At 74.3% G+C, this 14,564-nt stretch carries 11 protein-coding genes; 4 read left to right on the forward strand and 7 right to left on the reverse strand.

All coding sequences use genetic code 11. The annotated features are described in order from the left end of the window. Positions 1-1,415 (forward strand): lanthionine synthetase LanC family protein (locus OUY22_RS04755; RefSeq protein WP_333486596.1); only part of this gene is annotated, 1,415 nt, incomplete at its 5' end. A 152-nt stretch (positions 1,416-1,567) separates the two neighbouring features. Beyond that, a complete protein-coding gene (locus tag OUY22_RS04760; protein ID WP_270153499.1) occupies positions 1,568-2,362 on the forward strand; it encodes a GAF and ANTAR domain-containing protein in 795 nt (264 codons plus the stop codon). Here the strand turns inward: OUY22_RS04760 and OUY22_RS04765 are convergent. After that, positions 2,323-2,745: an STAS domain-containing protein gene (locus tag OUY22_RS04765; RefSeq protein ID WP_270153501.1), complete on the reverse strand. Its 423-nt coding sequence runs from the start codon at positions 2,743-2,745 to the stop codon at positions 2,323-2,325. The two genes, OUY22_RS04760 and OUY22_RS04765, sit on opposite strands and share 40 nt — an antisense overlap. 164 nt (positions 2,746-2,909) lie before the next feature. Continuing rightward, complete coding sequence (locus OUY22_RS04770; protein ID WP_333486597.1) at positions 2,910-4,139, reverse strand: PP2C family protein-serine/threonine phosphatase; 1,230 nt, start codon at positions 4,137-4,139, stop codon at positions 2,910-2,912. Between the two features lie 226 nt (positions 4,140-4,365). Between OUY22_RS04770 and OUY22_RS04775 the strand changes: the two genes are divergently transcribed. Both OUY22_RS04775 and OUY22_RS04780 read left to right on the forward strand, forming a co-directional pair. Then, positions 4,366-4,929 (forward strand): hypothetical protein, encoded by a 564-nt coding sequence (locus OUY22_RS04775; RefSeq protein WP_270153503.1) that lies wholly within the window; start codon positions 4,366-4,368, stop codon positions 4,927-4,929. 166 nt (positions 4,930-5,095) lie between these two features. Beyond that, the gene (locus OUY22_RS04780) at positions 5,096-6,523 is read left to right on the forward strand and encodes a S28 family serine protease (RefSeq protein ID WP_270153504.1); all 1,428 of its coding nucleotides are present in this window, start codon (positions 5,096-5,098) and stop codon (positions 6,521-6,523) included. Between the two features lie 22 nt (positions 6,524-6,545). Here OUY22_RS04780 and OUY22_RS04785 read toward each other — a convergent pair whose 3' ends face one another. The 5 genes from OUY22_RS04785 to OUY22_RS04805 all read right to left on the reverse strand — a co-directional run bounded on the left by OUY22_RS04785 (position 6,546) and on the right by OUY22_RS04805 (position 14,500). Continuing rightward, a complete protein-coding gene (locus OUY22_RS04785; RefSeq protein ID WP_270153505.1) occupies positions 6,546-9,128 on the reverse strand; it encodes an FtsX-like permease family protein in 2,583 nt (860 codons plus the stop codon). Next, positions 9,125-12,127, reverse strand: a complete 3,003-nt coding sequence (locus tag OUY22_RS04790) for an ABC transporter permease (protein WP_270153506.1) — start codon at positions 12,125-12,127, stop codon at positions 9,125-9,127. The genes OUY22_RS04785 and OUY22_RS04790 overlap by 4 nt, the downstream gene beginning before the upstream one ends. A 137-nt stretch (positions 12,128-12,264) precedes the next feature. Then, entirely contained in the window at positions 12,265-12,537 is a 273-nt protein-coding gene (locus OUY22_RS04795) for a hypothetical protein (RefSeq protein ID WP_270153507.1), read from the reverse strand. 149 nt (positions 12,538-12,686) lie between these two features. After that, a complete protein-coding gene (locus OUY22_RS04800; RefSeq protein ID WP_270153577.1) occupies positions 12,687-13,955 on the reverse strand; it encodes an NAD(P)-binding domain-containing protein in 1,269 nt (422 codons plus the stop codon). Beyond that, positions 13,952-14,500 carry an OsmC family protein gene (locus tag OUY22_RS04805; RefSeq protein WP_270153508.1) on the reverse strand — a complete coding sequence of 183 codons (549 nt, stop codon included), beginning with the start codon at positions 14,498-14,500 and terminating at the stop codon, positions 13,952-13,954. Before OUY22_RS04805 ends, OUY22_RS04800 begins: the two co-directional genes overlap by 4 nt. Between the last annotated feature and the right edge of the window lie 64 nt (positions 14,501-14,564).

A 14,564-nucleotide genomic window follows, 5' to 3' on the forward strand; every position in this document is an offset into this window, starting at 1 on the left:
CGCTGGTCTACCTCATGCTGACCGGCGCCCACACCCACGCGTTCTCCCTGCATCCCGAGCACATGCTGCGCCAGGTGCGCGACGAACCGCCGCTGCCGTTCTCCGCGCAGGGTCCGGCGCGCCTGCCGGCGACCGAGCGCGTCCTGCGCCGCGCCCTGTCGAAGGACCCGGACGACCGCTACCCCTCGCTCGCCGGCCTGCTGCGGTCGCTGCGGGCCGCCGCGGCCTCCGACAGGGCGGCGGCGCCCGTGGCGAGGCCGGGCGGGGGCGGGAAGCTGCTCGACCGCGTGCTCTCCCGGCTCGACGTGCCCGGCCCGCTGTTCGACGCCCCTCTTGAGCCGCCGACGGCGTCCGTCACGAACGGCGCCGCCGGCTTCGCCTACGCCCTGCTGCGGATCGCCCAGAGGCGCGGTGACGGGCACCTGCTCGCGCTCGCCGACGCCTGGGCGGTGAGAGCCGCGGCGGCGGGCGAGGAGGCGTTCGTCAACGAGAGCCTCGGCATCGTCCCCGCCCTCACCGGCGGCGCCTCGCTCTACCACCAGGTCAGCGGCGTCCACTGCGTGCGGGCTCTCATCGCCCGGGCGCGCGGCGACGCGGGGTCGCGGGACGCCGCGCTGGAAGCGTTCCTGCGCGCGGCGTCCGCTCCCTGCCCCGAGCTCGACGTCGCCTTCGGCCGGTCAGGGCTGCTGCTCGGCTGCGCGACCCTGCTGGAAGAGTGCGCCGGCTCCCCTTTGGACGGCGGGCTGCGGTCCCTGGGGGCGCGTCTCAGCGACTCGGTACGGTCCGAACTCGCCTGCGCTCCACCCATCGCGCACGGTCAGCGGCTCCGGGCCCTGGGCGCCGCCCACGGCTGGGCAGGCTGCCTGTTCGCCCTCCTGCGCTGGGCGCGGGCGTCCTCCACGCCACTCGCCGGAGAGGTCCCCGGCCTCCTCGACCAGCTGGGGGCGCTCGCCCACCCGGCGGGCCGCGGCCTGCTCTGGCCCTTCAGGGCGGGCGGCCCCCGGCCGGACCCGCTCATGGGAGCGAGCTGGTGCAACGGCGGCACCGGGCTGGTGCCCCTGTGGTGGCTGGCCCGCACGCTCACCGGCGAGCCCCGGTACGAGGAATGGGCCCGGGGGGCGGCGTGGGCCGCCTGCGAGGCGCCGCTGCCGGGACCCGCCGACCTGTGCTGCGGTCTCGCCGGTCGCGCGTACGCGCTGCTCGGTCAGCACGCCATGACCGGGGACGCGCTCTGGCTGGCTCGCGCCGAGACGCTCGCCGCGCACGCGGCGACGCGGGTGCTCGAAGCCGCGCAGCGGCCCGACAGCCTCCACAAGGGCGAGATCGGGGTGGCCTTGCTGATCGGCGAGCTGGACACGCCGCACGCCGCACGCATGCCCTTCTACGAGGGGGAAGGCTCGCCTCCGCCGAGGTGACGGGCGGTCAGCCGGCGGGCCGGCTCCGACGCCGTGCCACAGCGCTTGTCCCGTCATGCCGCCCGGCCGCCCTCACCGGGCCCGCGGCGGCGTTTTTCCCGGGTGGATCGGTTCTCTTGGGTAGGGGACAACGTGAAGGGAGGCGGTACGGGATGCCGGACGACAGCGAACACAGGGGGGAGCGCGGGCAGCCGTCCGCGGACTACCGGGGTCAGGCGTCCGCCGACCGGCTGGCCGTCAAGCTGAGCGAGCTCGCCCGCCATCTGCGGGAGGGCGCCGGGGTGCAGGAGACGCTGGACGCCATCGTACGGGCTGGGGTCGACACGATCGCGGGCGCGGAGCACGCGGGGGTGACCGTCGTACGGCGGCGCAGAACGGTGGAGACCAAGGCCTCCACCGACGAGGTGGTCCGGGAGGCCGACCGGGCCCAGTACGAGACCGGCCAGGGCCCCTGCCTGGACGCCATCTATCTGGAGCGCACGGTGCGGGTGTCCGACATGAGCGCCGAGCGTCGCTGGCCCGCGTTCGTCGAGAGGGCGCGGGGTCTCGGCGTGGCGAGCATGCTGTCGTTCCAGCTGTACGTCCACGAGGACAACCTCGGCGCGCTCAACCTCTACGCCGGCCGCCCGGACGCCTTCGGCGACGAGTCCGAGCACGTGGGCCTGCTGTTCGCCGCGCACGCCGCGGTCGCCATGTCCGGCGCCCAGCAGGAGGAGCACCTGAGCCGGGCCGTCGCCATGCGTGACCTCATCGGCCAGGCCAAGGGCATCCTCATGGAGCGTCACCGGCTCACCGCCGACCAGGCGTTCACGTTACTGGTCAGCGCGAGCCAGGAGACCAACACCAGGCTGGCCGACATCGCCCGGCATCTGGTGCACACCGGGGAACTGGCGGGGCGCCGGATCGGTCAGCCGCTGGGCGACGCGGCGCGCGGCGAGGGCACGTAGGAGGACGGGAGACCGGACCATTCCAGCAGCCCCACGATGTCCAGGACGCGGCGGACGATCCGGCTGGCGTCGACGACGGTGAGCCGGCAGCCCAGCCGCTCGGTGTCCTGCCGGCTCACCAGCAGGGTGCTGACCCCGCGCGCGTCGAAGAAGACGACGGCGGACAGGTCGAGCTCGATGCGGGCGGGCTGGTGACGGCGCAGGCCGTCGACGACGGCGTGCCGCAGGGCGGCGACGGTGAGGGTCTCGATCTCTCCGCGGGCTCTGATCGTGAGGGTTCCCGGCTTCGCGCCGGGGGTCGTGGTGATCGACAGTCGCGAGAAGGCCGTCGAGGGGGGAAGGGCGAACAGGTCGGGATCGATGTCCAGCTCCGATGTAGGCATCGGGCGCGTTCCCTCACTGCTGAAGGCCGGGACCGATTCCCTTCACTCTATCCTCTGTCCCGTCCACTAAACCCCATCCACCGATCTCGTCCGCCGATCTCGTCCGCCGAAACGCCGGTCCGCGTGCCGACCGGCGGTCGCGGTGCGGGCAGGGGCCGGGGACGTCACAGGGTGAGGCTCCGGTGCCGCTGGCCGCACCACTCGACCGTCAGCACGGTGGCGTCGTCCTGGAGCAGCCCGCGATGGTATTCGAGGAGGTTCTGGATGAGCCGGCGCAGCGTCTCCGGGGCCGACACGCCGTCCGCCTCGCGGCGGACCACGAAGTCGATGAAGCGCTCCAGCCCGAAAGCCTCCCCGTCCGGGCTCGGCGCGTCGACCACGCCGTCGGTGTAGAAGAGCAGCCGGTCCCCCGGTTCGAGCCGGTGGCTCAGCAGGCCGGTGCCGATCGGGAGCCTGATCCCCATCGGGGGATCGGGTTTGCTGTCCAGAGCGGTGACCCGCCGGCCGTTGCGGATCAGCAGCGGCGGGGGGTGACCTCGGTTGACCCAGGTCAGCCGGCCCGTCCGCAGGTCGAGAGCGGCCAGGAGGGCGGTGACGAAGCGCCCGGTGAAGTGATCGGCGATCGCCGCGTCGATGGCCTCGCTCGTCGCGGGCAGGTCGTCGCCCTTGCGGCGGCTGTTGCGGCAGGCGCCCACGGCGATGGTGGCGGTCAGCCCCGCGGAGGTGTCGTGTCCCATCGCGTCGAAGATCGACACGTACAGGGTGTCGCCGTCGACGGCGAAGTCGTAGGCGTCGCCGCCCACCTCGTAGGCGGGCTCCAGCGCGGCGCTGACCACCACCCTGTCGTTGGCCATGGTCCCCGGGGGAAGCAGGTTCCACAGCACCTCGGCCGACAGGCTCATCGGCCGGACCCGTACCGCCCGGGCGTGGGAGTCGCTGTGCGGACGCTTGCTGACCACGAGCAGCGCCACCAGGGACGCCAGGGACGCCATCCGCCTGGCGAGCGGTTCCGCGGCCCGCGTGCCGGGCGTCACGTCCACGCCGAGCACCCCCACCCGCTCGGTGCCGTCCAGCAGCGGCACCCACCATCGCGTCCCCTCACCGGCCGCCGCGCCGCTCGCGCGCCGGGCGCGGACGATCTCCACGTCGCGGAAGGCGCGCCCCGGCACGGTGCCGTCGATGCGGATCAGCTTCGGCGGCTCGCCGTGCGCGTCACCCTGTCCCGGCAGCGGTACGAGGTGCTGCTGCTGAAGATCGGTGACGTAGACGACGGTCTGCCCGAACCCCGCCTGCCGCGCGTGCTCGGCGATCCGGGCCGGCAGTTCCTCCATCACGGACAGATGGTTGACCTCCAGCAGGCCACCCAGCATTCCGTCGTCATCGCTCTTCACCACGCACGCCTTCCCGAGGTTTACCCGCCATCCACCGTAGACGGTCACCCGGGCCGTCCCGGCTCCGCACCGAGGGAGGCGCGGAACGCTCCCGCGAAGCGTACGGGCGAGCGGCGCCGCGGCGGGCCAGGATCCGAGTGCCGGGCGGAAGGACCGGCTCACCAAGTTTTCGGACAGCGGGGGCGTACGGGAGGGGACGACGGCGGCCGGCCCGGGGAGTCTTGGCCGCATGATCGAGAAGCCGACGCTCCCCCGCCCGCTGCCTTCCGTCGTCCATCGCTGGCCGACCCTGCTCGGGCTCGTCTTCGCCGCCGTGAGCCTCGCAGGCGGGGGCGACGGCCGCGGATCGGCGTTCGTCGTCTTCGCGGCCGCGTTCATCTACCTGGCCGCGGCCGTGCTCGACAGGCCGGGCTCGGCCTGGGTGCTGTTCGCCGTCTCCCTGGTGGCGTGGCCGGTGCTGAACCTGCTCCCGGCCGAGCCCTGGCCGGGGCTGGTCGGCGGCGCGGTCACCCTGATCCTGCTCGGGCTGGCGGGGGGCCTGCCGCGCAAGCCGGCGCTGATCGCGCTGCAGGTGCCGGCCATGGCGGTCTTCGGCGGGGCGGCCGTGCTGGCGCTGTCCCTGCCCGCGCAGGCCGGCGGTCTGCTGGTCGCGGCGGCGCTGATCGGGCACGCCGCGCAGGATCTGCTGGTGCTGCGGGCCAGGCAGGTGGTGGCGGTGTCGATGGCCGAGTTCTGCCTGGTCCTCGATCTGGTGCTGGGGCTGGGCCTCGTGGTGCTGGCCCTGTGGGCCTGACACCGGGGACGCGCGCCCGGCGGACGTCCCGGCCGGGAGGTGACGCGGTGGCCGTGCGGAGTGTGGCCGTGCGGAGTGGAGTGACGGGTCGCGCCTCAACCGGCAAATCGATATAAGTAGGACGGTCTGGCTCTAATCACGATCATTCAGCATCGTCAGGAGAAGCATGCCCCCCCGCACCCGGCTGGCACCCGCCGCCCTCGCCCTCGCCTTGATCGTCACCGGCGTGATCTCCCAGCCGGCCTCGGCCGCCACGGCCGCCACGGCCGCACCCGCGGCCGCCACGACCACCGCCGACCCGCTGCTGGACAAGCTCACCGCCATCCCCGGCCTGACCGTCGTCTCCGAGACCCGGCCGAGCGGCATGCGCTTCTTCGTCCTCACCCTCGCCCAGCCGGTGGACCACCGCCGCCCCCACAAGGGCACGTTCCAGCAGCGCTTCACCCTGCTGCACCGGTCCGACGACGCCCCCGTGGTGCTCTACACCGGCGGCTACGGCCTGCCCGTCAACCCGACCGCCTCCCAGACCGAGCCGACGCGGCTGCTCGGCGCCAACCAGGTCTCGGTCGAGCACCGGTTCTTTCGCACCTCGCGGCCGGACCCGGCCGACTGGAGCAAGCTCGACATCTGGCAGGAGGCCAGCGACGAGCACCGCATCGTCCAGGCGCTCAAGACCGTCTACAGCGGCAAGTGGATCCAGACCGGCGCCAGCAAGGGCGGCATGACCTCCGTCTACCACCGCCGCTTCTACCCCGGCGACGTGGACGGCGTGGTCGCCTACGTCGCGCCGAACGACCGGGTCAACCCGGCCGACCGCGCCTACGACGCGTTCTTCGAGCAGGTGGGCGACGCCGACTGCCGGGCCGCGCTGGAGGGCGTCCAGAAGGAGGCGCTCAAGCGGCGCGACAGGCTGGTGGCCAGGTTCGAGGACGAGGCCGCGCGCAACGGCTACACCTTCACCCAGTCGCTCGGCAGCGCCGACCGGTCGTTCGAGATGACCGTGCTGGACGCGGTGTGGGCCTTCTGGCAGTACTCCGACGTGAGCCAGTGCACGAGCGTGCCGCCCGCCACGGCCACCGACGACGAGATCTACGACTGGATCGACTCGGTCGCCGGCTTCTCGTTCTACACCGACCAGGGCATCGCCTACTACGTCCCGTACTACTACCAGGCCGCCACCCAGCTCGGCTGGCCCGCGCTGAAGTTCGGCCACCTGCGCGGCCTGATCCGTTACCCCGGGCTCTACCAGCCCAACTCGGTCATCCCCAGGGAACTGCGCTCCCACCACGACCCGCGTCCGATGCTGGACGTCGACCACTGGGTGCGCAAGCAGTCGAGCCGGATGATGTTCGTCTACGGCGAGAACGACCCGTGGAGCGCGGAGCGGTTCACGCCGAGTCGTAACGACTCCTACGTGTACGTCGCGCCGGGGGCCAACCACGGGGCGAACATCTCCCGCCTGCCGGAGGCCGAGCGCCAGGCGGCCACCGCGACCCTGCTGCGCTGGGCCGGGGTGACGGGCGCCCAGGCGACCCAGCGCGTCGCGGCCGACATCCCCGACGACGACATGCTCCCCGACCGTCACACCCGCTGACCCGCGCGGTGGGGGGCCGGGTTCAGGCCCTGTCCCCCACCCGCAGGACGGCGCCGAGGTCGCGCCGGCGGACGGCGGCCTGGTGTGCGTGCGCGCAGGCCAGCGCGCACAGGACCAGCCCGGCCGTCAGCGCCACAGGCGTGAGCGGGCTCGGTGAGAAGTCGCCGACGGGCAGGCCGCCGGCGTAGGAGGACATGTCCACGCCCGGCCCCAGAGCGGCGGGCAGCCCCAGGCCCAGAGCCAGGCCCGCCAGCGCCGTGATGACGGTCAGGGGCAGCGACTCCAGCAGGGTCAGCCGTACGGCCTGCCGGTCGGACAGCCCGAGCGTGCGCAGCAGCGACACCGTCCTGGCCCGCTCGGGCGCCCCGACGACCAGGGACAGGGCGATCGCGACCAGCGCGTACAGGCCGAGCGCCACCGTCACCACGAGCAGCGTCGTGCGGACGGTGCCGGTGAGCGGGTCGGCCCGGATGGCGGCCAGGGCCTGCTCCTGGGTCTCCACGGTGGCCGACGGGACCAGCCGCGCCAGGTCGGCGGGCGCGACGTCGCCCTTGATCAGCAGGGTGTTCGCGGCGGGCCAGGGCAGCGCCTCCCGGGGCATGAGGAGGAACTGCCCGCCGGGGTCGAATCCCGGCAGCGAGTCGATCAGGCCCTGCGTGGTCAGCTTCGCCGGAGCGAGCCACATGATCTCGAAGGTGCCCCGCTCTCCCAGGGCGGGCGAGAGCAGCGCGGAGGCGCTCCCCGACAGCGCGGGCAGGTCGACGGGCGCGTCGCCGACGACCTGCCGCCACTGCTCCAGTTCCACCGCGATGGCCAGGGGCCGCTCCCCCGTCGCCGTGATCTGCGCCCGTCCCGTGAGCGCGAGCGCCACCTGATCGACCCCGGGGGCGTCGCGTACCCGGGCGATGGCGTCGGCGGGGATGTCCACGTCCGACGTCAGCTTGATCGGCGCGCCCACCTTCTGCCAGGAGGCGGCCCGCTGCGTGGCGGCGATCCCCTCCGCGATCGTCGCGGCGAACACCGACACGCTCAGCGCCGGCAGCAGGATCAGCACCGGCAGCGCGCCGGTGGAGCGCGCCCTGGCCGCCCTCGTCAGTCCCAGGAACGGCACGGCCGCCCGGCCGCCCCGCGTCAGCCGGACGAGCAGCCGCAGCGGGTACGGGTAGCAGCGCATGGTGATCAGCGCGGCCGCGACCGTGAGCAGGACGGGGATCAGCAGCAGGAACGGGTCCTGCCCCGCGTCGCCGGACAGCCCCCGGGCCCGCAGCAGGTACACCCCGGCCAGGGCGAGCACGACGGCCAGCGCCTCCGCCGTCACCCGCCGCGCCGACGGCCGGGCGGCCACCAGGTCGTCGCGGCGTTCCGGCAGCGGCGTGCGATGGGCGCGCACCACCCGGGTCACGGCGTAGGCCACGGCGACGACGACCACCAGCGCCGGCCCGGCATGGACGACCGGCGACACGGGACCCGGCAGGAGGAACGCCAGCGCGTACCCCGCCAGAGCGGCCGGCCCGACCGCGACCGCGGTCAGCGCGGCCCCGGCCGCGGCCACCTGCCGCAGCGATCCGCCGCGCGCCCGGGCCACGGCCAGGGTGTGCTCCATCCGGTCGGTCAGCAGCCGCACCCCCAGCGCGATCACGCCGAGCGCGACCGCGAGCAGCCCGCCGAGGGTCAGGTACATCACCGTCCGCGCGGCCGACAGCGCGCCCTGGAAGTCGCCGAGCAGCGGGGGAAGCCCGGTGATCACTCGGTAGCTGGTGGTGCCGGTCCTCTCGAACTCCGGCCACCGCTTGAACTCGGCGACGGCCGCGCCGACGTCCGGCACGTCCTGCGCGCTCACGGCCCGTTCGTCGAGGGGCAGGATCCAGCGGTAGGTCAGGTTGCGCCCGCTGCTCCTGAGCCCGGCCAGCCCTTCGTCGGACATCAGCGTCGTGGTGTGGAACTCCTCCGGCCCGAGCGGTGACACGACGTGGCTGACGTGCAGGATGTCATGGTCGTGGCTCCACGCGCGGTCGCCCGGGTCCACGGCCCTGTAGACGCCGACGATCCGCACCACGGTGTGCGTGCTGTCGCCCAGCGCCCGGGTCTGGCCGACCCGCAGGCCCATCGCGCGCGTGGCCTCCTCGGCGACACCCACCTCGATCACCGGGACGGTCGTGCCCGCGACGCTGGTCGTGGACGGCGCGCCGGGCCGGCGGCCTGCTGTCCAGTCCACCCGGCGGTCGGCGTCGGACAGCCAGCCGAGATTGACGAACGTGGTGCCGCGGCTGCCGGTGACAGGGGTGCTGACGGTCTTGGCGCTCATGTGGCCGCCGGGCCGGATCAGGGGACGCAGCGCCGCCGGCAGGAACCCGCGCCAGCGCCGGTCCGCGGCCTCGAACTGCGCGCGCTCGCGCAGCTCCCCCTCGCGCAGGGCCACCTCGCCGACCACCGTCAGGTCGGTCTCGACGGCGGGGGCCGCGACCAGCGCGCGGCGCAGCGCCTCGTCGAAGGACGCCTGCGTGGTACGGGGAATCCCGGACAGGAGCAGGCAGGCGGCCACGGTCAGCACGGCGAGCAGGGCCGCCGTGCCGGCGTGCGCCCGGGCGCCCAGAGGGATCCTCACCGCTCCTCCAGGGTCCGCGCGCGCCGCAGGCGCCAGGCCAGCCCGGCGACGATCGCCAGCAGCATCCCCGCGACCAGCGCCAGCATCGCGGCCGTGGCCGCCGGCGGGATGTGCAGCAGCACGCCCGGCGTGACCGCCGACGCCTGCCCGGTCAGGACGAGGTGCGGGACGACCAGGTTGCCGACGGCCACGGCGAGCCCGGTCCCGGTCGCCAGCGACAGCCCGACGACGAAGGCCTGCTCCGTCGCCAGCAGCCCGAACAACTGGCGGGGGCCGGCCCCGAGGGCCCGCAGGACGGCGAACTCGGCCCCGCGTTCCCGCGCCGCGACCACGGCGTTCGCCAGGAACCCGAGCAGCGCGAAGCCCAGCGCCCCGGCGAAGCCCAGGATCAGCGCCCCCTGCAGCCCGCCGGCCAGCGGGTCGTCCCGCAGCTTCACGGACAGCTCCCGCCGGTCGGTCACGGTCACGTCCCATTGGGGGTTCGCGCGCAGGATCTCCCTGGCCGGCGCGGTGTCGCGGGCGGCGAGCCACCATTCGGCCGCCGGCAAGGGCGGCTGCGCCGCGGCCAGTTCGCGGGCCTGCAGCGTCTCCCAGTCGGCGAGCAGCGCCTGCTGGCCGGGGGCGCTCGTCGGCATGCTCGCCACCACGCCGGCCACGGTGACCGGCACCACCCGGCCGGCGACGGTGGCGGGCCCGGTCTGCCCGGCCTCCAGCTTGAGGGAGGCGGCCAGGCCGGCGGTGAGCACGACGGGCAGCGGTCCGGGCTCCCGTCGCGCCGCGAAGGCCGGGGGCACCGGCACGTCCCCTCCGTCCGCGCCCAGCCCGGCGAGTCTCAGCCCGGCCGCCGGATCCGCGACCAGGCCGCGCACCGCCAGCGGGTACGTGATCCTCCCGGCCCGCCCGGCGGTCACCGCCAGATCGAGTTCGATCCGGTTGCCGCCCGCCCGCAGCTCGCCGAGCGGCAGATCGATCCACACGCCCAGGGCGTCCGACAGCACGAGCCGCGCCGGCGCGGGAGCCGGGGCCTCGACCCGTACGGTGAGCGTGCGCGGCCGTCCGGGCAGCTCCAGCCTGCCCGCCAGGTCGCCGGGCAGGGCCCGCGCCAGCCGCGCGACCGGCTGCGCCGACAGGTCGGGCCGCAGGTCGAACAGTTCGCCGAGCGCGGCGGCGTCGAGCCCGAGCAGCAGCGCCGGCTCGCCGTTCACCTCCGTCTGCCGGCGCAGCCCGGGGGAGGCCGCGGTGACGCCGGGCAGCGCGGTGAACGCCGTGCCCCGGCCGAGCGCGCCGAGCTCGGACCCGGCGGACGGCCCGGACAGGCGCAGGTCGGCGCCCGCCTGGTGGGCGGCCTGGTCGAGCTGCGAGGCCCGCCAGGTGGAGACGGTGGCCATGGACAGGATGCCGATCGCGACGGCCATGGTGAGCAGCAGCGCGGGGCCCGCGTACGTGAGCGGCCTCCTGCTGACCTGCCACGTTCCCAGCGCGGGGGCGAGCGTGGGCCGCCGGGACGTCAGCCGCTCGGCCAGCCGTGACACGCGCGGCACCAGCCGCACGCCCAGCATGCCGCCCGCGAGCAGGGCCAGCGCCGGGCCGGAGACGATGAGCGGGTCGATGCCGAGCCCGCCCGCCGCCGTCGCCGTGACCGGCGCGCCGTAGCGCCGCAGCTGCCAGACCGCCAGCGCGGCCACCGCCAGCAGCGCCAGGTCCGCGCCCGCCTTCTCGATCAGCCCGCGCACCCCGCGGCCGCGCGCCGACTGCTCCTCCACGTACGTGCGCCGCGTACCCGCCAGGGACGGCAGGGCCAGGAGCGCGGCGGCGCCCAGGGCCACGCCGGACGACACGAGGAACGCGGCGGGATCGACCGGCGGCGCGAGGCTCACCCCGGAGCTCCTGATCCACGGCAGCTGATGGACCAGCGCGAGCAGCGGCGGGCCGAGGAACGGCGCGACGACCGCGCACGGGACCGCGACCAGCAGCGCCTCGCCCGCCGCCAGCGCCGTCAGGCGCAGCGTGCCCGCCCCGCGCGAGCGCAGCAGCGCCACCTCCATGCGGCGGTGGTCGGCGAGCAGCCGCGCGGTCAGGATCAGCGCGTACGCGGCCAACGTCAGCACCTGCAGCACCGGGATGAGCATCGTGGATCTGGCCACCAGGGAGGCGGTGGCGAGCTGGGTGAGCAGGCCAGGCAGGCGGCCGGCGGTCAGGCAGTTCACGCAGCCGGCCGCCGCCAGCCGCTCGCGGGTGCGCTCGATGTCCGCCGCCAGCGGGCGCAGCCGCTCGACCGTCAGCGCGGCGAAGTCCGGCTCCGCCGTCCAGGTGGCCCGCACGTTGGTGGCGAAGCGCGCGAGGAACGTCTCCTCGGCGACGATCAGCGGGCCGTACGTGGTGTAGTCGCCGTGCTCGACGCCCCTGCTCAGCAGTTCCTCCCCCGCCCAGCGCCCGTGCGCGGGGTCGTCGAGCCGGAAGACGCCGACGACGCGCACCGTGACCGGGATGCGGTCGAGCCGCCCCTCGGTGACGAACTCGCGCCCGGGTGCGAACCCGGTGGCCGCCGCCGCCGGCTGCGAGATCACCGTCTCGACCACGGGTCCGCCGGTGGCGGGCCAGCGGCCCGAGACCAACCGGCCGTGCCGGGAGAGGCCGTCGTGGCTGGCGAACCGGAGCAGTTCGGGCTGCTTGTCGCCACCCTGGCCCGGCATGACGTACGAGTCGGAGCGCAGGCTGGTGGTGAGGGCGGGGAGCGTGGTGTGGACCGTGGTGAGATCGTCACGCACGGCGCGGTCGTACCGCTGGAAGGTCTCGGCGGTGACCAGGGCGCTGACCGTGGTGGTGGTCTCGCGGTACGGGGCCGTCTCCAGCACCCGGCGGACGCCTGCGTCCCCGATGGAGGAGACGTACATCGTCAGCGCCACGAGCGTGGTGGTCGCCAGGAGGATCGACCCGAACGCGGCCAGGAGGAGCAGCGGCTCGCTGAACGCCCGCACGACGATCAGCGGCACGCGCATCGATCCCCCTCATCCCGTTGCCCCGACCTTCGGGGCGCGGCGCGGTCGCGGGCAAGGGTGATCGCCGCAACGGTGACGAATCTGATACGCGCGTGTGATGCCGGAACCGTGACAAGGGGCGGCGCCCCTCGGGGGCGTCAGGCGGCCAGGCGCTGCTCGACGGCGGCCAGGCGCCGCTCCACCTCGGCCAGCCGGTCAGCGGCGGGGCGGCTGTGCAGCAGGTCGGCGAGCTGGTCGGCCTCCCGCTGGTCGAGCCGCAGGGTGTGCGCCGGGGTGTCGGGGTCGGCCTGGTCGTAGAGCAGGAGGGTGCGTCCCGTCTGCGTGACGACGACGGCGAGGTGGTCGCCCCGCAGGGTGTCGCCGTGGTGCACGGTGCCGGTGCCGGGGATGGTGTGGTGCGTGAGTTCCACGGTTTCTCCTCTCGTGCCCGCGACAACGCTCACTCTTCATTCTGGCGGGGACTTCACCGGCGCGCCATCAGGGGTGACACCCATTTCCGGGGGTCACCGGCATGTAGAGGACGGCGTGCGGGATGGGGCCGTCCGGCCCGGCACATCCGTTATTTCCGGATATTACTGCCTTGAGCCACATATCGCGCGAGATGGTCGATCACCTCGCGAGCGTCGGACTCGATGCCGTGGATGAACGTGGACCTGCGCCGCCGCAGCACCGGCAGCCCCAGCGCGTACATCCCCGGGCCGTCCACCACGCCGCCGTCGTGGCGCAGCCGGCCCTTCTCGTCGACCACGGGCACGTCGAGCCACCCGTAGTCGGGGCGGAACCCCGTCGCCCACACGATCGAGCGGATCTCCCCGCCGCGCAGGTCGAGCTGGAGCCGCGCCGACGCGGGCACGGCGGTCGGCGCGAACCGCTCGGGCGGGCCCACCTCGGCGTCGCGGCCGGTCGCCGCGGCCCACTCGTCGAACGTGCCGAGCAGGCGCTCCATCTTGAGGTCCGCGAGGGAGAACACGTTGCGCAGGCCGCCGGAGAACAGCGCCCGGCCGTCGCGGACGGCCGCCCACCGGCCTACGAGCTCCACGCCCATGGCGGTGAGCGCGTTGAGATCGAGGGTCGCGCGCTCCGGGGTGCCGACGAGCTGCGGGGACGGCAGCCGCCGGGCCCGCGTCAGGTCGTCGACCTCGTCGTAGCGCTGGTCCCACACACCCGAGGCGTCCATCCACCACAGCACGTCGCGCCCCCGGTAGGTGCGGGGCAGCCGCACGTGCTCCCCCACCGAGAGGATCACCGGCCGGCCCGACCGCCGCAGCTCGGCGGCCAGCTGGACGCCGGTCGCGGACGCCCCGACGACGAGCACGCCGCCGTCGGGGAGCTGACCGGGTTCGCGGTAGTCGAACGGCGTGAGCTGCTCGACCGACGAGGGCACCGCCTCGTGGAAGGGCGGCACCACCGGCCGGTTGCAGGCCCCGCTCGCGATGACCACCGTCCGGCAGCCGATCTCGCCGCGGCTCGTCGTCACGTGGTAGCCGTCGGCGGCGGGCCGTACGGACGTGACCTCGGTACGGGTCCTGACGGGCGCGCGCGAGACGGCGGCGAAGCGCTCGACGAAGCCGGTGACCTCGTCCATGGTCATGTAGCCGTCGGGGTCCGGGCCCTCGTAGGACAGGCCCGGCAGGCGGGTCTGCCAGTTGGGGGTCAGCAGCCGGAAGGAGTCCCAGCGTTCGCGCCGCCAGGAGTTGGCCACCTCGCCGCGTTCGAGCACGACGTGATCGATGGACCGTTCCGTGAGGAAGTGGCTCGCGGCGAGGCCCGCGTGCCCCGCTCCGACGACGACTGCGGTGAAGCGCTCGATGATCGTCCGGCCTCTCAGGCGACCTCGACGGTGACGTCCGTCGGGTTGGTGAGGGCGTCGAACACGGCGGAGCGCTTCTGGGACTGCGCCACCAGGGCCTCGATCTCCTGCTTGGAGGCGTCGGCGTCGATGGTGAAGGTCACCTTGATGCCGTTGAAGCCGTTGCGCACGTCGCTGTCGGCGCCGAGGATGCCGCGGATGTCGTGGGCGCCCTCCAGCGTCGCCTCGACGGAGCGGAGCTGGATGCCGCGGTTCTGCGCGACGGACGCCACGCCCGCGGTCAGGCAGCTCGCCAGGCCGACGAGGAGGTACTCGATCGGCGTGATGCCGTTGTCCTCGGCCGCGAACACCTCGGGGTGGTCGGCGTCGAACACTGTCTCGGTCTTGTGGCTCTGCTCCTGGCCGAGGCCGAAGTACTCCTTGACCGTCGTGGTGCTGTGGACGCCGTTGCGCCACTTGGTGGTCGCCCGCCACACGAACTGCGCGGCCTCGGGCGAGCCCTTGAGCGCCTCGCGCGCGTCCAGCAGCGCCTGCACGTTCACTCCGTTGGCGGCCGTGGTCATGTCGCACCCCTTCCGGCTTCATGGAATACCGATAGGTATTTGACCATACACAGGCCGTGGTGGC

It is taken from the genome of Nonomuraea corallina, assembly GCF_027620315.1.
Taxonomy (GTDB): domain Bacteria; phylum Actinomycetota; class Actinomycetes; order Streptosporangiales; family Streptosporangiaceae; genus Nonomuraea; species Nonomuraea corallina.